17 protein-coding genes are annotated in these 22,165 nt (G+C 56.6%); 13 read left to right on the top strand and 4 right to left on the bottom strand.

The window, feature by feature from the left end:
- Complete coding sequence (locus ACZ3HG_RS11070) at positions 1-831, bottom strand: SDR family oxidoreductase (protein ID WP_191936722.1); 831 nt, start codon at positions 829-831, stop codon at positions 1-3.
- A 314-nt stretch (positions 832-1,145) separates the two neighbouring features.
- On the opposite strand from ACZ3HG_RS11070, the gene ACZ3HG_RS11065 reads away from it, so the two are divergent.
- Positions 1,146-2,333 carry a PDZ domain-containing protein gene (locus tag ACZ3HG_RS11065; RefSeq protein ID WP_191936721.1) on the top strand — a complete coding sequence of 396 codons (1,188 nt, stop codon included), beginning with the start codon at positions 1,146-1,148 and terminating at the stop codon, positions 2,331-2,333.
- A gap of 36 nt (positions 2,334-2,369) precedes the next feature.
- Here ACZ3HG_RS11065 and ACZ3HG_RS11060 read toward each other — a convergent pair whose 3' ends face one another.
- Positions 2,370-2,864, bottom strand: coding sequence for a GNAT family N-acetyltransferase (locus tag ACZ3HG_RS11060; RefSeq protein WP_465332824.1), 495 nt, complete (start codon positions 2,862-2,864; stop codon positions 2,370-2,372).
- Between the two features lie 362 nt (positions 2,865-3,226).
- On the opposite strand from ACZ3HG_RS11060, the gene ACZ3HG_RS11055 reads away from it, so the two are divergent.
- The 4 genes from ACZ3HG_RS11055 (at position 3,227) to gntU (ending at position 7,113) form a co-directional block, all read left to right on the top strand.
- Entirely contained in the window at positions 3,227-3,922 is a 696-nt protein-coding gene (locus tag ACZ3HG_RS11055; protein ID WP_191936720.1) for a pirin family protein, read from the top strand.
- Positions 3,923-4,029: 107 nt separating this feature from the next.
- Positions 4,030-5,025 (top strand): gluconate operon transcriptional repressor GntR, encoded by a 996-nt coding sequence (gntR, locus tag ACZ3HG_RS11050; protein ID WP_191936719.1) that lies wholly within the window; start codon positions 4,030-4,032, stop codon positions 5,023-5,025.
- A gap of 200 nt (positions 5,026-5,225) precedes the next feature.
- Positions 5,226-5,762: a gluconokinase gene (gene gntK, locus ACZ3HG_RS11045; RefSeq protein ID WP_191934549.1), complete on the top strand. Its 537-nt coding sequence runs from the start codon at positions 5,226-5,228 to the stop codon at positions 5,760-5,762.
- 10 nt (positions 5,763-5,772) lie between these two features.
- Complete coding sequence (gene gntU, locus ACZ3HG_RS11040) at positions 5,773-7,113, top strand: gluconate transporter (protein ID WP_062747675.1); 1,341 nt, start codon at positions 5,773-5,775, stop codon at positions 7,111-7,113.
- Positions 7,114-7,158: 45 nt separating this feature from the next.
- Here gntU and ACZ3HG_RS11035 read toward each other — a convergent pair whose 3' ends face one another.
- Positions 7,159-7,752 (bottom strand): YhgN family NAAT transporter, encoded by a 594-nt coding sequence (locus ACZ3HG_RS11035; RefSeq protein ID WP_191934550.1) that lies wholly within the window; start codon positions 7,750-7,752, stop codon positions 7,159-7,161.
- 273 nt (positions 7,753-8,025) lie between these two features.
- On the opposite strand from ACZ3HG_RS11035, the gene asd reads away from it, so the two are divergent.
- The 6 genes from asd (at position 8,026) to glgP (ending at position 19,079) form a co-directional block, all read left to right on the top strand.
- Positions 8,026-9,135: an aspartate-semialdehyde dehydrogenase gene (asd, locus tag ACZ3HG_RS11030; protein ID WP_191934551.1), complete on the top strand. Its 1,110-nt coding sequence runs from the start codon at positions 8,026-8,028 to the stop codon at positions 9,133-9,135.
- A 484-nt stretch (positions 9,136-9,619) separates the two neighbouring features.
- Positions 9,620-11,806, top strand: coding sequence for a 1,4-alpha-glucan branching enzyme (glgB, locus tag ACZ3HG_RS11025; protein ID WP_191934552.1), 2,187 nt, complete (start codon positions 9,620-9,622; stop codon positions 11,804-11,806).
- Complete coding sequence (gene glgX, locus ACZ3HG_RS11020; RefSeq protein ID WP_465332823.1) at positions 11,803-13,782, top strand: glycogen debranching protein GlgX; 1,980 nt, start codon at positions 11,803-11,805, stop codon at positions 13,780-13,782. Before glgB ends, glgX begins: the two co-directional genes overlap by 4 nt.
- A gap of 12 nt (positions 13,783-13,794) precedes the next feature.
- Positions 13,795-15,081 carry a glucose-1-phosphate adenylyltransferase gene (gene glgC, locus ACZ3HG_RS11015; RefSeq protein ID WP_191934554.1) on the top strand — a complete coding sequence of 429 codons (1,287 nt, stop codon included), beginning with the start codon at positions 13,795-13,797 and terminating at the stop codon, positions 15,079-15,081.
- A 96-nt stretch (positions 15,082-15,177) separates the two neighbouring features.
- A complete protein-coding gene (glgA, locus tag ACZ3HG_RS11010; protein ID WP_191934555.1) occupies positions 15,178-16,611 on the top strand; it encodes a glycogen synthase GlgA in 1,434 nt (477 codons plus the stop codon).
- 20 nt (positions 16,612-16,631) lie between these two features.
- The gene (glgP, locus tag ACZ3HG_RS11005; protein ID WP_191934556.1) at positions 16,632-19,079 is read left to right on the top strand and encodes a glycogen phosphorylase; all 2,448 of its coding nucleotides are present in this window, start codon (positions 16,632-16,634) and stop codon (positions 19,077-19,079) included.
- Positions 19,080-19,166: 87 nt separating this feature from the next.
- On the opposite strand, the gene glpD is transcribed toward glgP, so the two are convergent.
- Positions 19,167-20,678, bottom strand: a complete 1,512-nt coding sequence (gene glpD, locus ACZ3HG_RS11000) for a glycerol-3-phosphate dehydrogenase (protein ID WP_191934557.1) — start codon at positions 20,676-20,678, stop codon at positions 19,167-19,169.
- Positions 20,679-20,915: 237 nt separating this feature from the next.
- Between glpD and glpE the strand changes: the two genes are divergently transcribed.
- Together glpE and glpG are read left to right on the top strand one after the other, a co-directional pair.
- Entirely contained in the window at positions 20,916-21,239 is a 324-nt protein-coding gene (glpE, locus tag ACZ3HG_RS10995) for a thiosulfate sulfurtransferase GlpE (RefSeq protein WP_191934558.1), read from the top strand.
- 105 nt (positions 21,240-21,344) lie between these two features.
- Entirely contained in the window at positions 21,345-22,163 is an 819-nt protein-coding gene (glpG, locus tag ACZ3HG_RS10990; protein WP_191934559.1) for a rhomboid family intramembrane serine protease GlpG, read from the top strand.
- The last annotated feature ends 2 nt before the right edge of the window (positions 22,164-22,165 follow it).

Below are 22,165 nucleotides of genomic sequence, written 5' to 3'. Positions count from 1 at the left end.
TTACAGGGCCAGTTTATGCTGAGGTTGCAGCGCGCCGTCATCACCGCAGCCCACCACGTTTTGATCGAAGTCGATGATCGCGCCGGTCATCATTCCCGACTCTTCTGAGAGTAAAAAAGCCACGCCGCGCGCCACTTCCCGGGGTTTCAGCAGGCGACCAAACGGCTGCGCACGCTCGGCTTTTTCCAGCCAGTCATCACCGGCCTGATGGTACTGTTTCTGAATATCATCCTCATGCGGCGTATCCATCCAGCCTATGTTCAGCCCGTTGACGCGGATGCGATTGCGCATCGCGCTGAAAGCGACATTTTTGGTCAGGGTCACCAGTGCCCCTTTCGAGGCCGCATAAGGCGTGAGGAAACTCTGTCCGCCGTGGGAGGTCATGGTAATGATATTGACGATGCTGCCTTCAACATCGCTGGCAATCATCAGCTTGATTGCTGCCTGCATCAGGAAGAAGGGGGCCCGAACGTTGACGGCAAAGATCGCGTCGAACAGCGCGGGGGAGGTGTCGATAATGGTGCCACGGTCGGACATGCCCGCGCAGTTAACCAGACCATGCAGCGTCCCGAAGTGCGTGGCGGCTTCTGCAATGACGCGCTCGCAGGCCTCGGGTTCGCTGATATCGGCGGTGACAAACCGGGCTTCACACCCCAGTGACTGCAGAGACCTGACCTGGGCCGCCCCTGCCTGCTGATTGCGGCCACAGAGTATCAGCCCACGAGCACCGCGCTCTGCCAGTAAGCGGGCAACGGCAGCACCCAGGCCCTGCGTGCTGCCGGTGACCACATAAACCTTACCGTGAAACGAGTTTTCGATTTTTAAGCTCATGATTGTTATGCCTTTATTGTTAAGTTTGCCGATGTCATCAGGCTGAAAAGACGTCAGGAACACCTTATCACCAACATTTCGTTAACAATACGCAGCGATAACCTCATAAAAACCTCAAAAAAACCTTTTCCAGCGCACCTGAAGTCGGTAGAGACAATGCAGCTTTTTGCATTTTTACGGCACATCGCCGCTGATGACCGTTATCAGCACGTTTATCCCTCATTTTATCTCCCTTTTCCCGTACATTGTGGCGGCACAACACGCCATGTCGTCCGCGCCATGGGAACTGAGGATGTCGTATTACAAGGAATGTTATGAAGTACTCTGCGTTGGTCTTTACCGCTGTCGCGGCATTATTTATTGCGGCATCACCGGCTCTGGCTGACCCTGCCCACGCGCCTGTTCCGCCATCGCTTCCCCTGTTAACGGTCCCCGTTCGCGCCGATGCGTTAATCATTCCGGTCACTATCCGTGGCAGGCTGTACCACTTTCTGCTGGATACCGGAATTAATACGCTGGTGGTGGATAATCTGCTGGCAAGTGAGCTGACGCAGAGAGAGCCCGCTGAGCAGATCCCGCTGCTGTACCAGCAAATTCTTGCCGCCGGTATCCGCAGCGCAGGGGGGACCCTGGATCAGCAGGGGCTTCAGGTCTGGCGGCCGCTGGCGATGGGCATTGGCGATGCGGTGCTACCTGCGAGCACCCCCTGGCTGGGTGCAGATCTCAGTGCGTTGACGCAGGCAACCGGGGTCAATATCGACGGTATTCTTGGCATGGATGTGTTTCGCCAGTTTACCTGGCAGGTCGATAACCTGAAGCAGCTCCTCACCGTGTGGCAGCAGACACCGGGGGAGCTGGATTATCCCGCCTGCGTGCCCTACCGCGACGGCGATGCCGCCGGACCGCAGCTGGTGCTGGACTACCACCAGCGGCCGGTGCATATGACAATCAATACCGGGACCGACTACAGCTATATCGGGGCGGAAATGATTAATGTCAGTCGCGAACGTCCGGAAAGTGCCGTTCTGACCGGCATTAATCAGCCCGTGCTGGGGTTAGACGGCGAAAGCGTGAGCGATGGCTATCTGCTTGGTGGCCTGCGCTTTAACCAGATACCACTGGGTAAAATGCTGGTGCGTGAAAATAAGCAGGGGGCGCTGGGGCTGGGGATGAACTTTCTGGCGCGTTTCGACCGCTACCTGTTTATGCCCGACAAAATGCAGTTTTGCTATCGGGAGCAGCATTTTACCCGGGATGAGCCCGCGCCGCTGCGGGTGCTGGCCGTGCGCTTCCACGCCAGACGGGTTGAGCTGTATTCCAATCCGCCCGCCGCGTTACACCCCTTTGGCCTGCAAAACGGTGACGTGCTGCTCAGGGTCAACGGTCGTCCGGTACGGCCTGAAGAGATTTATGCGCTCCGCCGCGCGCTGGCTGATACACCGGGCGGGCAGCTGACGCTGAAAATAGAGCGCCGTGGTAAAGTCAAAACCATCCACATCTGACGTGAAGCGGGGAGGGCAGAAGCGCTCCCCTGCGGGTTACGGCCGGAAGCGCGCCATATAGAGGGCATCGACCTGCTTACCGTGACGTACTGCATAGCGGCGGGCGAGACCTTCCGTTTCAAAACCGCACAGCTGGTAAAGCCCGATAGCTGCCTGATTGTCGGCAAAGACCGTCAGCTCCATGCGTTCCACGTTTAACCAGTTATCACACAGGTCGATCAGGTTGCTCATCAGGGCCTTTGCCACTCCCTTGCCGCGATAGCGTGCGTCCACGCCCAGGCCAAAAGTCGCGGTATGCCGGCGGCGGGCGCGGGAGTTCACTTCCAGCGTGGCCTGGCCTGCCACCATGTTGTCGATACAGGCGACCAGCATGTGCATTCCGTCCGGCACGGAAGCGAGACGTTCCTGCCACTTTTTCAGCGAGGGGTGAGGGAGCTGTAGCGTATCGGCAAAGGTTTCCGGCTGGCTGTAAAGCTGATGCAGGGCTACCGCGTCGTCGGGTACCACATGTCGTACGATAATCTCACTCATAGTCACTCTCCCTGAGGGTTGGATTCCCTTTGAAAATCAGGGTTTTTCGGCGATAAATCAAGCAAAAAATAATCAGGAAATGACTTTACAAGTGCGAATGATAATGATTATTATTGTCATGCGTTTTCAGGAGTACCTCCGGTACCGACTGGGAAAGCACGACATTGCTCACATTGCTTCAGTATTTCTTAGCCAGCACGGGTGCTGGCTTTTTTTTTGCCTGCAAGATACCGATTCTGCAATACCTCTGTTTATTCCCTCGCTTTTACATCGAAATTTTTGAACAGAGGAGACAATTTTCTCCGCTATCATCCGCAGCGTCAGAGGTCCAGACTGTGTCAAAACGTTGAGGAGAATTGAATATGATTTACTTACGCAAAGCACAAGATCGCGGTCATGCTAATCATGGCTGGCTGGACAGCTACCACACCTTTTCTTTTGCCGATTACTACGACGCCAACTTTATGGGCTTCTCGGCACTGCGGGTGATTAACGAAGATGTGATCGACGGCGGTCAGGGGTTTGGTACGCATCCCCATAAAGATATGGAAATTCTGACCTATGTCCTGTCCGGTACCGTTGAGCACCAGGACAGCATGGGTAACAAAGAGCAGATCCCGGCGGGTGAGTTCCAGATTATGAGCGCCGGAACCGGCGTGCGTCACTCTGAGTACAACGCCAGTAAAGACGTTCCGCTGCATCTGTACCAGATCTGGATTATCCCGGAAAAAACCGGCATTGAACCGCGTTACGCGCAGCGCCGTTTTGACGATGTGCAGGGCCGCCAGCTGGTGCTGTCACCGGATGCCCGCGACGGATCGTTGAAGGTGTTCCAGGATATGACGTTGTCGCGCTGGGCGCTGAAAGCGGACGAGCAGGGGAGCGTGGATATTGCAGACGGTCGCCGCATCTGGATCCAGGTGGTGAAGGGGGATGTCACCGTCAACGGCGAGGCGGCGACCACCTCTGACGCCTTTGCCATTTGGGATGAAAAATCGCTGTCAGTCGCCGCCAGCAGCGACGCTGAGATCCTGCTGTTCGACCTGCCACCGGTTTAAAGACAACCCGTGTCACACTTTAAGGGGCGAGACGATCGCCCCTTTGTCGTTTTTCCCTCCAGTTTTGTTACACTCAGCGTAATTCTGTCCCCACTAGCTGAAGTCTGATGAAGAAAAAAAGACCGGTACTACAGGATGTTGCCGATCGCGTCGGTATCACCAAAATGACCGTCAGCCGCTATCTGCGCCACCCCGATCAGGTCTCTGCCGCGCTGCAGGGCAAGATTGCGGCTGCGTTAGATGAGCTGGGTTATATCCCTAATCGCGCACCTGACATGCTCTCCAACGCTACCAGCCGGGCGATCGGCGTGCTGCTGCCTTCCCTGACCAATCAGGTCTTTGCTGATGTGCTACGCGGGATTGAAACGGTTACCGATGCGGCGGGTTATCAGACGCTGGTGGGCCACTTTGGCTACAGTGCCGAAAAAGAAGAACTACAGCTGCGCTCTCTGCTGGGCTGGAATATTGACGGGCTGATCCTCACCGAACGCACCCACACGGCGGCCAGCCTGCGAATGATCGAAACGGCCGGTATCCCGGTGATAGAGATGATGGACTCTGTCTCGCCCTGCCTGGATATGGCGGTCGGCTTTGATAACGTTGAGGCGGCCCGGCAGATGACCCATGCCATTCTGCAAAAAGGCCATCGCCATACCGTGTATCTTGGCGCACGCCTGGATGAGCGTACCCTGCAAAAAGAGCAGGGCTATCGCCTGGCGATGACGGAAGCCGGGCTGGAGCCGCGCAGCGTGATGATGGAAGCGGCGTCGTCGTTTTCCGCCGGGGCGATGCTGATGTGCGAGGCGCAGAAAAACTATCCGCAGACCGACAGCCTGTTCTGTACCAACGATGACCTGGCGGTCGGCGCGATGTTCGAGTGTCAGCGTCAGGGGCTACAGGTACCGCAGCAGATGGCCATCGCTGGTTTCCACGGCCATGATATTGCTCATGTGGTGAATCCGCCGCTGGCCACGGTACAGACGCCCCGCGAGGAGATGGGACAGGCATCCGCCAGGCTGCTGCTGGCGCGTATTCGTGGTGAGGTCACCGATCCGTCCCCGGTGGACGTTGGTTTTACCATCCTGTCCGGCGGCAGTATCTGATCACCGGCGGGCACGCTGTTGCCCGCGTCTGACTTGTCGCTTTGTGCCACCTCCTGTCTGAATCTGCTGATTTTTTGAAGCACCTCACATTTACCAGCTTTTTCCGCCGTGGCTGTTGCCATAATCAATGCACATCCAGACAATGTTACCGATAACAAAATGACTGATTCATCTGCTACCCCTCTGCCGGAGCCACAATAATGACCACTCATTCATCGCCTAATCATGTCTTTGTACTGATGGGTGTATCCGGAAGCGGCAAGTCTGCCGTTGCCAATGCCGTTGCACATCAGCTTAACGCAGCCTTCCTCGATGGCGACTTCCTGCATCCGCGTGCCAACATTGAAAAAATGTCGGCGGGCCATCCGCTGAACGATGATGACCGCCGCCCGTGGCTGGAATCGATTAATGATGCCGCGTTTGCCATGCAGCGCACCAATGATGTTTCACTGATCGTCTGTTCGGCGCTGAAAAAAAGTTATCGCGATATTTTGCGCAAGGGTAACAGCAACCTCTCTTTCGTTTATCTGAAAGGTGACTTCGATACCATTGAGTCGCGCCTGCGCGCGCGCAAAGGGCACTTCTTTAAGCCCCAGATGCTGGTGACTCAGTTTGCCACGCTGGAAGAACCGGGTAGTGATGAGCACGATGTACTGGTTGTCGATATTAATCAGTCGCTTGAAAAGGTTGTCGCAGCAACCCTGACCACCATTGACGGTGCGGCCAGTAAAAAATAAGTAGGGTGTTATGAGTACTGCAACACTGGTGTTAACAGCAGCCGGATCGGTTCTGCTGCTGCTTTTTTTAGTGATGAAGGCAAGGATGCACGCCTTTGTGGCGCTGATGTTAGTCTCTATCGGTGCCGGCCTGTTCTCCGGGATGCCGCTGGATAAAATTGCCACAACGATGGAAAAGGGCATGGGCGGTACGCTCGGATTCCTTGCGATTGTGGTGGCGCTGGGCGCGATGTTCGGCAAGATCCTGCATGAAACCGGGGCGGTCGACCAGATTGCCATCCGCATGCTGAAAACCTTTGGCGAAAGCCGCGCGCATTATGCGATGGGGATCGCCGGGCTGATTTGTGCGCTGCCGCTGTTTTTCGAAGTGGCAGTGGTGCTGCTGATCAGCATTGCTTTTGCGGTGGCGCGGCGCACCGGCGATAACCTGGTGAAACTGGTGATCCCGCTGTTTGCCGGCGTTGCGGCAGCGGCGGCCTTTCTGCTGCCGGGGCCGGCACCGATGCTGCTGGCGTCGCAGATGCATGCTGATTTTGGCTGGATGATCCTGCTGGGGCTGTGTGCGGCGATCCCGGGCATGCTGATTGCCGGGCCGCTGTTCGGCCGTTTTATCAGCCAGCACGTAACCTTTGGCGTTCCGGCAGAGGGTGATCATCCCGAATTCGATGAGAGCAAGCTACCCTCCTTTGGTTTCAGCCTGTCGTTGATCCTCTTCCCGCTGCTGCTGGTCGGCCTGAAAACCATCGGGGCGCGATTTACCGCACCGGGCTCGACGCTGTACGAGTGGCTGGAGTTTATCGGCCATCCGTTTACCGCGATCCTGCTGGCCTGCCTGGTCGCTATTTATGGTCTGGCATACCGTCAGGGTATGGATAAAGAGCGCGTCATGGAGATCTGCGGCGCGGCGCTCCAGCCAGCGGGGATTATTCTGTTGGTGATTGGTGCCGGAGGCGTGTTTAAACAGGTGCTGGTGGATTCGGGCGTTGGCCCGGCGCTGGGCAATGCCTTAACCGGAGCCGGTCTGCCGGTGGCGCTGGCCTGCTTCGTGCTGGCGGGGGCGGTGCGTATTATTCAGGGCTCGGCCACGGTCGCCTGTCTGACCGCCGTCGGGCTGATTATGCCGGTGATTGAGCCGCTGCACTATTCCGGCGCACAGATGGCTGCGCTGTCGATTTGCATCGCCGGGGGCTCCATTATCTGCAGCCACGTTAACGACGCTGGTTTCTGGCTGTTTGGCCGTTTTACCGGGGCAACCGAAGCACAGACGCTGAAGACATGGACGCTGATGGAAACGATCCTCGGCACCGTCGGCGCGATTATCGGGATGATTGCCTTCGAGTTATTATCGTAATTGATAGCGCGGGCGGACCTTCTTTTTTCGGTCCGCCCGCTACCCTCAGAGTTTCAAATACGTCCGTATCCCATCCAGAAACATCTGCGTCGCCAGCATAATCAGAATCAGCCCCATCAGCCGTTCCAGCGCACTGACCCCTTTATCACCCAGCAGTCTTAAGAACAGCCCCGACAGCAGCAGGATCACTACAGTCAGTCCCCAGGCGATCAGCAGCGCACCGACCAGATGACTCATATTGTGTGGATACTGGTGTGACAGCAGCATCAGCGTGGCGAGCAGAGAGGGCCCGGCGACCAGCGGGATCGCCAGCGGTACCAGGAAGGGTTCTTCTCCCGCAGACAACCCGGTACTGCTGCTCTCCTGTGAAGGGAAAATCATCTTAATGGCGATCAGGAACAGGATAATGCCGCCGGAGATCGACACGGTTTCCGTTCGCAGATTGAGGAAGGCGAGAATTTTTTCCCCGGCGAACAGAAACAGCAGCATGATGAACAGCGCGATCAACATTTCGCGCATCAGCACCACCCGACGACGTTTCGGCTCCAGATGTTTTAAAACCGACATAAAAATCGGCAAATTGCCCAGCGGATCCATAATCAGCAACAATAATATCGTCGCGGAGATCATTTCAGTCATCGTTGTTGTTCTCGTTATTAATCAATGTCGCTACGTTATAAGCAGCGCTGCTAAAAAAAACCATCTAATCGATTTAATTCACTTGCCACTTTTGCTGCACCTTGTAAGGTTTAGCAATCATATGGTTTTAACTCTAACAGGTCAGGCGTCACTGTCGTAGCCAGTTTGCTTACCGCCAGCATACCGTAGCCGGAGCGTACAGACGTGCGTGAGGATGACGGGCACTGCCGGGGGTGAAAATGGCCGGTACGGGGAGCCGGGATAAAGGTAAAGATGAAGACGGTTGGATTAGTAGGTTGGCGTGGGATGGTGGGCTCTGTACTGATGCAACGCATGAGTGAAGAGCGCGATTTTGATGTGATCCGTCCGGTATTCTTCTCAACATCTCAGCACGGTCAGGCGGCCCCGGCCTTCGCGGGCCAGTCTGCTGGCACGCTGCAGGATGCCTTTGATATCGACGCGCTGAAAGCGCTGGATATTATCATTACCTGCCAGGGCGGGGACTACACCAGCGATATTTATCCTAAGCTGCGTGCGGCGGGCTGGAACGGGTACTGGATTGATGCCGCATCAACCCTGCGTATGAAAGATGACGCCATCATCATCCTCGACCCGGTAAACCACAAGGTGATCCATGATGGTCTGAACAACGGCATCAAAACCTTTGTGGGCGGCAACTGTACCGTCAGTCTGATGCTGATGTCGCTGGGCGGTCTGTTTGAAAACAACCTGGTGGAGTGGGCGTCGGTAGCAACGTACCAGGCGGCTTCCGGCGGCGGCGCACGTCATATGCGTGAACTGTTGACCCAGATGGGCATGCTGCATAACCACGTGGCAAAAGAGTTGCAGAATCCGGCTTCGGCCATCCTCGACATCGAGCGAAAAGTGACGGAGTTGAGTCGCACTGGCGTGCTGCCAACCGATAACTTTGGCGTCCCGCTGGCGGGAAGTCTGATCCCGTGGATCGACAAGCAGTTAGATAATGGCCAGACGCGCGAAGAGTGGAAAGGCCAGGCCGAAACCAACAAGATCCTGCGCACCCCAAGCGTGATCCCGGTTGATGGTCTCTGCGTTCGCGTCGGAGCGCTGCGCTGCCACAGCCAGGCTTTCACTCTGAAACTGAAAAAAGACGTGCCGCTGTCCGACATTGAGCAACTGCTGGCCGCGCACAACGAATGGGTTAGCGTGGTGCCAAACGACCGCGAGATTTCCATGCGTGAACTGACACCGGCCGCCGTCACCGGCACGCTGAAAACCCCGGTCGGGCGTCTGCGCAAGCTGAATATGGGGCCGGACTATCTTTCGGCCTTTACCGTGGGCGACCAGCTACTGTGGGGCGCGGCAGAGCCGCTGCGCCGGATGTTGCGCCTGCTGGTAGGGTAATTCCCTCCTGTTCCCCCGCCAGCGGCGGGGGACATGTCAGCCTGTTTCAGTGTGCATCACTGTTTTTCACGATTATTACCCGTACCTGCCTTTTTATTGACTGGCGATCCTTCCCGCCAGATTTCAGCCCCTCTTTACCCCCTGCGGCCTGGCTGCGAGCGGGCCTAAGAAGGTTCTGATGCTCCTGCCTCATGCCTTTACAGCAGCAAACTTTGATCTAAACGAAATATATTTACGCTTTCGCCCATGGCTATTGTTTTCCCCTGGCTATGCTTAAAACGTAACTGTCCCTAAAACATTTTGAGTTTTCGATACGTTATTTTTAGTTTTCGATACGTTATTTCTTGCACGCTGCGGTGGTTTTTTTCCAGTGGAGGGTTTCCTGCCGGTCAGCGTGCGTTGAGCTCAATGAAGAGCAGCGCACTGGCCATGACCGTTCAATGGAGACCGCCAGTCGCCTGCCACTCATCACGGGAAGAAAGTCATGTCAGAGCTTATGGATCGTCATGCAATTAACGCGTTAGTCTCGGGTCACTTTGCTGACCCCTTTTCACTCCTGGGTATGCACAAGACCGCGAAAGGTCTTGAGGTGCGTGCTCTGTTACCTGACGCCAGCGAAGTCTGGGTGATCGAAACCAGCACCGGAAACAAGTGTGTGCAGCTGGAGTCTCTGGACTCCCGGGGCTTTTTCCATGGGGTAATGCCGAAGCGTAAGAACCCGTTTCGCTATCAGCTGGCTGTTACCTGGCACGGGCAGCAGAATCTCATCGATGATGCATACCGCTTTGGCCCGCTGTTGCCGGAGATGGACAGCTGGCTGCTGGCTGAGGGCACCCACCTGCGCCCCTATGAGACCATGGGGGCCCATGCGGATGTGATTGACGGCGTCATTGGTACGCGCTTTGCCGTCTGGGCACCCAACGCGCAGCGCGTGTCCGTGGTCGGGGAATTTAACTACTGGGATGGCCGCCGGCATCCCATGCGCCTGCGTCGTGAAATGGGCGTATGGGAGCTGTTTATCCCGGCTGCCCGCCCCGGTCAGCTGTATAAATTTGAAATTATCGATAAAGACGGTCAGCTGAGATTAAAAGCTGACCCTTACGCCTTTGAGGCGCAGATGCGTCCGCAGACGGCATCAATGATTTGCGGTATCCCGGAAAAAACCACCCTGTCACCGGAGCGCCAGCGTGCCAATGGCTTTGATGCACCGATTTCCATTTATGAGGTTCACCTCGGGTCCTGGCGGCGTCATACCGATAACCACTTCTGGCTGAGTTATAAAGAGCTGGCAGAGCAGCTGGTGCCTTACGCCAAAGAGATGGGCTTTACCCATCTGGAGCTGCTGCCGATCAATGAGCACCCCTTTGACGGCAGCTGGGGCTACCAGCCACTGGGGATGTACGCCCCGACGCGGCGTTTCGGCACCCGTGATGATTTCCGCGCCTTTATCACCGCTGCCCATAATGCCGGGCTTAATGTGCTGCTGGACTGGGTTCCCGGTCATTTCCCTTCCGATGACTTTGGTCTGGCGAAGTTTGACGGCACGGAGCTGTACGAACATGGGGATCCGCGCGAGGGCTTCCATCAGGACTGGAACACGCTGATTTATAACTTTGGCCGTCGTGAGGTGAGTAACTATCTCGCCGGCAATGCGCTGTACTGGATCGAGCGTTTTGGCATTGACGGGCTGCGGGTGGATGCGGTTGCCTCGATGATTTACCGTGACTACAGCCGCGCCGAAGGCGAGTGGGTGCCTAATCACCTGGGGGGGCGCGAGAACCTGGAGGCGATCGCCTTCCTGCGTTACACCAACCGAACCCTCGGCCATGCGGCCCCGGGCTCCATCACCGTGGCCGAAGAGTCGACTGACTTTGATGGCGTGTCGCGGCCGCCGGAAATGGGCGGGCTGGGCTTCTGGTTCAAATGGAACCTCGGCTGGATGCACGACACGCTCGACTATATGAAGCTTGATCCGATTCACCGCCGTCATCACCACAATCTGATGACCTTCGGCATGCTTTACAACTACACCGAAAACTTCGTCCTGCCGCTGTCGCACGATGAAGTCGTACACGGAAAACGTTCGATTCTTGACCGGATGCCGGGGGATGCCTGGCAGAAGTTTGCCAACCTGCGTGCTTACTACGGCTGGATGTTTGGTTTCCCCGGTAAGAAGCTGCTGTTTATGGGGAATGAATTCGCTCAGGGCAAAGAGTGGAACCACGATACCAGCCTCGACTGGCATCTGCTGGAAGGGGAGGACAACTGGCACAACGGCGTACAGCGCCTGGTGCGGGATCTGAACCACACTTACCGGGCGCATACGCCGCTCTACCAGCAGGACTTCGACCCGGCAGGGTTTGAGTGGCTGGTCGTGGATGATTTTGATAACTCCGTGTTTGTCTTTGTCCGCCGTGACCGCGACGGTAACGAGCTGATCGTCGCCAGTAACTTTACGCCGGTGCCGCGCTATGACTATCGCTTTGGCGTGTCCGGTGCCGGACGCTGGCGCGAAGTGCTGAACACGGATTCGGGTCACTATCACGGCGGTAACAACGGCAACCTCGGGACGGTCAGTACCGATGACTGGGGCAGCCATAACCGCAGCCACTCTCTGAGTCTGACGCTGCCCGCCCTGTCTACGCTGTGGCTGGTGCGGGAGGCGGAATGACACCGTTACGGGAGGGGCAACCGGCACCACGCGGTGCCAGCTACGACGGCAAAGGCGTGAATTTTACGCTGTTCTCCCAGCATGCGGAACGTGTCGAGCTGTGCCTGTTTGATGCCAGCGGCGTGGAAACACGCGTGGACCTTCCGGCACGAAGCGGTGATATCTGGCACGGCTATCTTCCCGCCTGTAAACCGGGGCAGCGTTACGGCTACCGCGTCCACGGCCCCTGGCGGCCGCAGCAGGGCCAGCGCTTTAATCCGGCCAAACTGCTGCTCGACCCCTGTGCACAGGATGTGGTGGGAGAAGTGAGCGACGACCCGTGCTTCCAGTGCGGGGAGGAGCAGCCTGACGCGACTGACAGCGGGCCCCTCGCACCAAAGGGCGTGGTACGGGCCGGTGATTTTGACTGGGGCAACGATGTTGCCCCCCGCGTGCCCTGGGGCAGTACCGTCATTTATGAGGCCCACGTGCGCGGCCTGACAAAACAGCATCCGGACATCCCGGAAGCCCTGCGCGGCACCTATGCGGCACTCGGCCATCCGGTGATGATCGACTACTTCCAGCGTCTGGGGATCACCAGCCTGGAACTGTTGCCCGTCGCCTGCTTCGCCAGCGAACCCCGGCTGCTCAGAATGGGCCTGAGTAACTACTGGGGATATAACCCGCTGGCCTGTTATGCGCTGGAGGCACGCTATGCTTCCTGTGAAGACAATCCGCGTCAGGAGTTTCAGCAGGCGGTAAAAGCGCTGCATCAGGCCGGGATTGAGGTGATCCTTGACGTGGTGTTCAACCACACGGCCGAGCTGGAAGAGAGCGGTCCCACGCTGTCAATGCGTGGTATCGACAACCAGAGTTACTACTGGCTGGACGGCCAGGGTGACTATCAGAACTGGACGGGCTGTGGCAACACGCAGAATCTCAGCCATCCGCAGGTCATGGGGTGGATGCTGGACTGCCTGCGTTACTGGGTCGAGGAGTGCCATGTTGATGGTTTTCGCTTTGACCTGGCCACCGTGCTGGGGCGTACACCGGACTATCAGCAGAACGCGCCGTTGTTCCAGGCCATTGCCGCCGATCCGCTGCTGTCGGGCTGCAAGCTGATTGCCGAACCCTGGGATATCGGCCCCGGCGGCTATCAGGTTGGCAACTTTCCGCCTCCCTTTGCGGAATGGAATGACCATTTCCGCGACACTGCGCGGCGCTACTGGCTGCACGGTGAGATGACCAACGGTGATTTTGCACGCCGTTTTGCCGGGTCGGCCGATGTGTTTGACCGCAACGGTCGTCGCCCGTCCGCCAGCATCAATTTAGTAACCGCTCACGACGGCTTTACGCTGCGCGATGTGGTGAGTTTTGAACGTAAACACAATGAGGCCAACGGCGAAGATAACCGTGACGGCAGCAGCAATAACTTCAGCCATAACCACGGCGTTGAAGGACTGAATGCGCCGCTGCTGGTGGTGGAACACCGCCGCCGCAGCGTCCATGCCCTGCTGACCACGCTGCTGCTGGCGCAGGGCACGCCGATGTTGCTGGCCGGGGACGAGCACGGGCACAGCCAGCACGGGAACAATAATGCGTACTGCCAGGATAACCCGCTGACGTGGTTCGACTGGCAGCAGCACGATCGCGGGCTGTTTGCCTTCACCGCCACCCTGATCCACCTGCGCCGCCGGATCCCGGCACTGCAGAGCGATCGCTGGTGGCAGGAGGGAGATGGCAATGTTGAGTGGCTGAACGACCAGGGACAGCCGCTGACGACTGCGCAGTGGGAGCAGGGGATACATCGTATGCAGATCAGGCTGTCACAGCACTGGTTGTTAACGATCAACGCCACCGAAGACGTGTATGACCTGGTGTTACCTGAAGGGCAATGGCACGCCATACCCCCCTTCGCCGGGGATGATAACCCGATCCTGTCAACTGTCTGGCATGGGGCCGCACACGGAGTGTGTGTGTTCCACGAACAATCATAATAGGAATCAGACATGGCCAAATTAGATAAGAACGACCCTGTAATGCTGGCAAGGCAATTACCGACACAAACGGTGGCGCTGATCCTCGCGGGTGGCCGCGGTACGCGTCTGAAGGATCTCACCGCCAAGCGCGCCAAACCTGCCGTCCACTTTGGCGGTAAGTTTCGTATTATCGACTTTGCGCTGTCGAACTGTCTGAATTCCGGTATCCGGCGGATTGCGGTCATCACGCAGTATCAGTCGCATACGCTGGTGCAGCATATTCAGCGCGGCTGGTCCTTCCTCAACGAAGAGATGAATGAGTTTGTCGATCTGCTGCCTGCCCAGCAGCGTCTCTCTACTGACCACTGGTATCGCGGCACCGCGGATGCCGTCACTCAGAACCTGGATATTATTCGCCGCTATCGGGCGCAGTACATCGTCATTCTGGCCGGGGATCACATCTACAAGATGGACTACTCGCGCATGCTGATTGATCACGTAGAAAACGGGGCGCGCTGCACCATCGCCTGTCTGCCGGTCCCCCTGGAGGAGGCCAGCGCGTTTGGCGTGATGAAGGTGGATGAAGATAACAAAGTGGTGGAGTTCCTGGAGAAACCGGAGAACCCGCCGGCAATGCCGGGGGACAGCCGCCGGGCGTTAGCCAGTATGGGCATCTATGTTTTTGATGCCGAATATCTTTTTGGCCTGCTGGAAGAGGATCAGGAGCTGCCGCAATCCAGCCATGACTTTGGCAAAGACCTGCTGCCCAAAATCGTGGCCAGTGGCGAAGCGCTGGCCCACTCGTTCAGCCTCTCCTGCGTTCAGCATGATGAGACCGCAGAACCCTACTGGCGCGATGTCGGTACGCTGGAAGCATACTGGAAAGCCAACCTGGATCTCGCCTCGGTGATGCCAGAACTGGATATGTATGACAGTACCTGGCCTATCCGCACCCATATGGAACCGCTGCCCCCTGCCAAGTTTGTGCAGGATCGCTCGGGCAGCCACGGTATGACAATGAATTCACTGGTTTCAGGGGGCTGCATTATCTCTGGTTCCGTGGTGGTGAACTCGGTGCTGTTCTCCCGGGTTCGAATTAACTCCTTCTGCAATATTGAGTCATCGGTTTTACTGCCAGACGTTGAGGTGGGCCGTTCCTGCCGCCTGAGACGTTGTGTGATAGATCGTGCCTGCGTACTGCCAGAAGGAACGGTAATTGGTGAAAACCCGGATGACGATGCCCGGCGCTTCCACCGATCGGAAGAAGGGATCGTTCTTGTCACAAGGACAATGCTGGCGAAGCTTGGCTGGCGTTAATCAGACGCAATAACACGTCAATATGACTGTACCCGAGCGATGCAGCTAAAACTGATGCAGTTTGAGTTGCTCAGGGTATATGAAAAGGAGCCGATAATGCAGGTGCTACACGTCTGTTCAGAAATTTTCCCGCTGCTGAAAACCGGCGGACTTGCTGATGTTATTGGGGCATTACCGGCGGCGCAAATTGCAGATGGGACGGATACCCGGGTGCTGTTACCCGGCTTTCCGGCTCTGACCAAAGGCATCACCGATATTCAGGTGGTGGCGAAGCTGCAAACGTTTGCCGGCGATGTCGAGTTACATTTTGGTCAATTTGATGGCGTGGGGATTTACTTGATCGATGCACCGGGTCTGTACAACCGACCCGGCAGCCCGTATCACGATGAGTCGCAGTATGCCTATCCTGACAACCATGTGCGCTTTGCACTGCTGGGATGGATAGCCTGTGAACTGGCCTGTGGCCTGGACGACTGGTGGCGGCCCGACGTGGTTCATGCGCACGACTGGCATGCCGGTCTCGCCTGTGCCTATCTGGCCGCACGCGGACGCCCGGCGAAATCGGTGTTTACGGTGCATAACCTGGCGTATCAGGGGCTGTTTGACGCCCGGCACCTGGATCTGTTGCAGATCCCATCGTCATTCTTCACCATGCACGGCCTGGAATTCTACGGTCAGATTTCTTTCCTTAAAGCCGGGCTATTTTATGCCGATCATATCACTGCTGTCAGCCCAACCTACGCACGGGAGATCACCCTGCCGGAGTTTGGCTATGGCATGGAAGATCTGCTGAAACAGCGCCAGCTGGAGGGACGGTTGACCGGGATCCTGAACGGTGTCGATCCGGCCATCTGGGATCCGGAGCACGATCTGCTGCTGAATGCGCGTTATAACCGTGATGTGCTGGACGCCAAACTGGAAAACAAACGGCAGTTGCAGATCACCATGGGGCTGAACGTGGATGATAAAGCGCCGGTCTTTGCCGTGGTCAGCCGTTTAACCAAGCAGAAGGGGCTGGATCTGGTGCTGGAAGCCCTGCCGGGGCTGCTGGAGCAGGGCGGTCAGCTGGTCCTGCTGGGCGCGGGGGATGCCGAACTGCAGCAGGGGTTCCTTGCGGCGGCAGCAGAGTATCCGGGCCAGGTGGGGGTGCAGATTGGCTATCACGAAGCGTTCTCGCATCGCATTATCGGCGGGGCCGATGTGATTATGGTGCCGAGCCGCTTCGAACCCTGCGGTCTGACGCAGCTTTACGGATTGAAATATGGCACGCTGCCGTTAGTGCGGCGAACGGGGGGGCTGGCCGATACGGTCAATGACAGCTCGCTGGAAAACCTGGCGGACGGTATCGCCAGTGGTTTTGCCTTTGAAGACAGTAACGCATGGTCGTTATTGCGTGCGATTCGACGTGCTTTTGTTCTCTGGTCCCGTCCTTCGTTGTGGCGCTATGTTCAGCGCCAGGCAATGGGGATGGATTTTAGCTGGCAGGTGGCTGCAGTGGCCTACCGCGATCTCTATCAACGTTTGTTGTAACCAGAAAATGGGAAATTGATATGAACGCACCGTTCTCCTATGCCTCACCGACGCTCAGTGTCGACGCACTTAAGCATTCGATAGCCTATAAGCTGATGTTTACCATCGGCAAAGATCCGTCTATCGCCAACAAGCACGAGTGGCTGAATGCCACCCTGCTGGCCGTGCGTGACCGTATGGTCGAGCGCTGGCTGCGCTCCAACCGGGCCCAGCTGTCGCAGGATGTGCGCCAGGTCTATTACCTGTCGATGGAGTTTCTGGTGGGCCGCACCCTTTCGAATGCGCTGCTGGCCATGGGGATCTACGACGATGCCCGGTCGGCGCTGGAAGAGATGGGGTTTGATCTTGAAGAACTGATTGAAGAGGAGAGCGACCCGGGGTTAGGGAATGGCGGCCTGGGTCGTCTGGCGGCCTGTTTCCTTGATTCACTCGCCACGCTCGGCCTGCCCGGTCGTGGTTACGGGATCCGCTACGAATACGGGATGTTTAAGCAGAATATCGTGGACGGGCGTCAGGCCGAGTCACCGGATTACTGGCTGGAATACGGCAACCCGTGGGAGTTTCAGCGCTTTAACACCCGTTATAAGGTGCGCTTTGGCGGCCGCATCCAGCAGGAGGGCAGCCGCGCCCGCTGGGTAGAAACCGAAGAGGTGCTGGCCACCGCCTACGACCAGATTATTCCGGGCTATGATACGGATGCCACCAACACGCTGAGGCTGTGGGGAGCGCAGGCAAGTAATGAGATCAATCTGGGGAAATTTAACCAGGGTGACTACTTTGCTGCGGTGGAAGATAAAAACCACTCCGAAAACGTGTCGCGGGTACTCTATCCTGATGACTCAACCTACTCCGGGCGGGAGTTGCGCCTGCGCCAGGAATATTTCCTCGTGTCGGCGACGGTTCAGGATATTCTCCATCGCCACTGGGCCATGCATCAGACCTTCGATAACCTGGCCGATAAAATTGCGCTGCATCTCAACGATACGCACCCGGTACTGGCGATCCCTGAGCTGATGCGTGTGCTGATCGACGAGAACAAGTTTACCTGGGACGATGCGTTTGAAATTACCTGTCAGGTGTTCTCCTACACTAACCACACGCTGATGCAGGAAGCGCTGGAAACCTGGCCGGTAGATATGATCGGCAAAATTCTGCCGCGACATCTGCAAATCATCTTCGATATCAACGACTACTTCCTGAAAACCATTCAGGAATACTACCCAGATGACTGGGAGCTGCTGTCACGTATCTCGATTATTGATGAGAACAATGGCCGCCGTATTCGTATGGCCTGGCTGGCGGTCGTGGTCAGCCACAAGGTCAACGGCGTATCAGAACTGCACTCCAATCTGATGGTGCAGTCGTTGTTTGCCGATTTCGCCAAACTGTTCCCCGGTCGTTTCTGCAATAAAACCAACGGCGTGACGCCTCGCCGCTGGCTGGCGCTGGCTAACCCGGCGCTGTCCAACGTGCTGGACGAGGCGATTGGCCGTAACTGGCGTACCGAACTGAGCCAGCTGGCCGAGCTTGAGCAGCATATTGATTACCCGGAGTTTATTCAGCAGATCAGCAGCGCCAAGCTGGTGAATAAAAAGCGCCTCGCGGCATGGGTAAGCCAGAAAATGGATATCGTCATCGATCCGCGCGCCATGTTTGACGTGCAGATTAAGCGTATTCACGAGTACAAACGTCAGCTCCTTAACGTGCTGCACGTGATCACCCGCTACAACCGTATCAAAGCCGACCCGACCGCCGACTGGGTGCCGCGCGTGAATATTTTCGCCGGGAAAGCCGCGTCAGCCTACTTTATGGCGAAGCATATAATTCATTTGATTAACGATGTCGCGCAGGTGATCAATAACGATCCGCAGGTGAAGAACAAGCTGAAAGTGGTGTTTATTCCAAACTACGGCGTCAGCCTCGCGCAGATCATTATCCCGGCGGCCGATCTCTCTGAACAGATCTCGCTGGCGGGTACGGAAGCCTCCGGTACCAGTAATATGAAGTTCGCTCTGAACGGCGCGCTGACCATTGGTACGCTGGACGGGGCCAATGTGGAGATGCAGGAGCACGTCGGGGAAGAGAATATCTTTATCTTCGGCAATACCACGCCGCAGGTGGAGCAGTTGCGTAACAACGGCTATAACGGGCGTGATGTTTACGAAAAAGATGCTGAACTGCATCAGGTGCTGACGCAAATTGCTACCGGCCTGTTCAGCCCGCAGGAGCCAGGACGCTACCGCAACATCTTTGATTCTCTGGTTAGCCTGGGCGACCACTACCAGCTGCTGGCTGACTACCGCAGCTATGTGGATACGCAGGACAAGGTGGATAAGCTGTATCGTAATCAGGATGAGTGGACGCGCTGTGCGGTGCACAACATTGCCAATATGGGGTATTTCTCGTCGGATCGCACCATTCAGGAGTATGCGGATGAGATCTGGGGAATAAAACCAATCAGGTTATAAACGGACAAAAGGGTCGACCGCATAACGAGGCCGACCCTTTTTCAGCATCACTATCGGGGGCGACCTACTGTTAAGGTCGCCCCTTTTTTATGATGCCAGCGACAGCGAGGCTGGTTTTTTACCGTGTTCTGCCAGCCATGCCGTGATGCGGGCCTGCTGTTCGTCGTTCAGCCACATCCCTTCTTTCGTCCGGCGCCAGATGGCATCGTCGGTCACGCGCACCCACTCATTGTCGACCAGGTAACGCAGCTCCGCTTCGTAGAAGTGGTGGCCAAACAGCTCACCCAGATCGTCAAGACTGGTGGCGTCTTTCAGCAACACTTCCGTATTACTGCCGTAGGTACGGGCATAGTGGCGGGCCATCTCTTCGGTAATGAACGGGAAGCGGCGACGCAGCGTGGCGGCATAGTCTTCACGCGTTCCGGCAAAACTCCCGCCTGGCAGCACACAGTTTTTCGTCCAGGCTGCACCGATGTTCGGATAGTACTTGCTCAGTTTCTCCATCGCATGTTCTGCCAGCTTACGATAGGTCGTCAGCTTGCCGCCAAAAACGGACAGCAGCGGAGCCTGGCCAGCGTCATCATGTACGTCCAGCGTGTAGTCGCGGGTGATGGCCTGCGGAGAATCAGACTCGTCATCGCACAGCGGACGTACGCCGGAGTAAGTCCAGACAATATCGTCACGGGCCAGATCTTTCCTGAAGTGAGCGTTAAACACCTTCAGCAGATAGTCGATTTCGTTATCGTCAATTTTTACATTGTGCGGATCGCCTTTGTACTCAACATCGGTGGTACCGATAATCGAGAACTCGTCCATCCACGGAATAACGAACACAATGCGGTTGTCTTCGTTCTGCAGAATATAAGCCTGCTTCTGGGTATGTACGCGCGGGACCACAATGTGGCTGCCTTTGATCAGGCGGATGCCATAAGGCGACTTCAGCTTCAGGCTGTCATCAAACAGCTGTTTCACCCACGGGCCGGCGGCATTGACGAGGCCTTTAGCCTGCCACGTAAAGGTTTTACCGCTGTCGACGTCTTCCGCTTCCACGGTCCACAGCCCGTTTTCACGCCAGGCACGGGTTACCCGGGTGCGGGTGCGTACTTCACCGCCGCGTTTTTCCACTTCCTGCGCGTTCAGGACCACAAGGCGGGCATCGTCTACCCAGCAGTCGGAATATTCGAAACCGCGCACGATCTCAGGCTTAAGCACTGAATCTGAGCCAAAACGCAAACCTTTACTGCCCGGCAGGCTGGTACGCTTACCCAGGTGATCGTACATAAACAGCCCGACACGGATCATCCACGCCGGACGCAGATGCGGACGGTGCGGCAGGCGGAAACGCATAGGGAACGCGATGTGTGGGGCCATTTTCAGCAGCACTTCGCGCTCGGCCAGTGCTTCACTGACCAGACGGAATTCGTAGTGTTCCAGATAGCGCAGGCCACCGTGGATTAATTTTGAACTGGCAGAAGAGGTGGCGCAGGCGAGATCTTGCGCCTCCAGCATCAGTACTGACAGACCGCGCCCGGCAGCGTCAGCCGCAATGCCCGCACCGTTAATACCGCCGCCGATTACGATCAGGTCTTTGGTTTCCACGTCATCTCCTCCGATGTTCGGAATCTTTCAATAATGTTCGTTTTCGAGCATTATACTAATCGTAAACCAACATTGATGCCAGCGTTAACCTAATAAAAACATTTATGCGTGATGCAGGTAACATATTTGCTGCAAGAAAAAGGCTATCTCCCTGCTAACCGCCGGGTTATTGTGCGCCCGCTTCAGGCTACAATAGGGCCAATTTGGTTACTATTTGGCTTTTAATGAGAACCCACCATGGAACAATTTGAGTGCATTAACGTAGAGCAGGCGCAGCAGAAACTCGCCGAAGACAATGCGTTGCTGGTTGATATTCGCGATCCGCAGAGTTTTGCTATGGCTCATGCCAGCGGTGCTTTCCATCTGACCAATGATTCCCTGCCTGCGTTTATTGCTCAGGCGGCGCTGACCACTCCGGTACTGGTGATGTGCTATCACGGCAACAGCAGCAAGGGGGCCGCGCAGTATCTGTTGAATCAGGGTTTTACCCAGGCCTACAGCATTGATGGCGGTTTTGACGCCTGGCGTAATGCTTTCCCGCAGCAGGTTAACTCACTATAACGCTGACCTTGTGGTCAGCTGGCGCGCTTTCCCCTGCTCTCGGTAGGGGGAAGACGGTATACTGCCCGCTTTGTCTGGTTAGATTGAAAGGAAGCCGTTTCAATTATGCGCATCACCCATTTTACCCATCTGCGCCCGGCTCAGGCGTTTGTCGACTACATGGCCACGCGCGGCGTGACGTTGCGCGTCGAGCACGACAATGGTTACACCCTGTGGCTGGATGATGAAACGCAGCTCACGGTGGTCGAAAACGAACTTAACCAGTTCATTCGCGACCCCAACCACGTCCGCTACCAGGCCGCAAGCTGGCAGTCGGGCAGCACCGACAGTGGCATCCACTATCAGCACACCTCCCTGATGGCCAACGTGCGCGATCGCGCCGGGCCATTAACCCTGCTGGTGATGGCTGCCTGTATTCTGGTGTTTATCCTGATGCAGGTCTTCGGGGACCGGGCGGTGATGAGCCTGCTTTCCTGGCCTGATGCTGACCAGCACTTTGAGCTGTGGCGCTGGTTCAGCCATGCACTGCTGCATTTTTCATTGCTGCACATTTTGTTTAATCTGATGTGGTTTTGGTTCCTGGGCGGCACGCTGGAAAAGCGGCTCGGTAGCGGTAAGCTGTTCGTCATTATGGTGATTTCCTCGCTGCTGAGCGGCTGGATGCAGGCCAAGTTCAGCGGCGTCCTGTTCGGCGGGCTTTCCGGTGTAGTGTATGCCCTGATGGGGTATTCGTGGTTATGCGGTGAGCGTGCGCCGGAACGCGGTATCTTCCTGCAGCGCGGGCTGATGGTTTTCGCCGTGCTCTGGCTGCTGGTCGGTTATTTCGGCTGGTTCGGCCTGTCGATTGCCAATGCGGCCCACGTTACCGGCCTGCTGGTCGGACTGGTGATGGCCTTTGTCGATACGCGTCAGATAAAACGGTAAAA

The sequence above is a fragment of the Erwinia sp. PME.40.26/001 genome, from assembly GCF_055556675.1.
The sequence above is the reverse complement of the archived record's forward strand: the minus strand, read 5'-3'. Positions and strand labels throughout refer to the sequence as shown.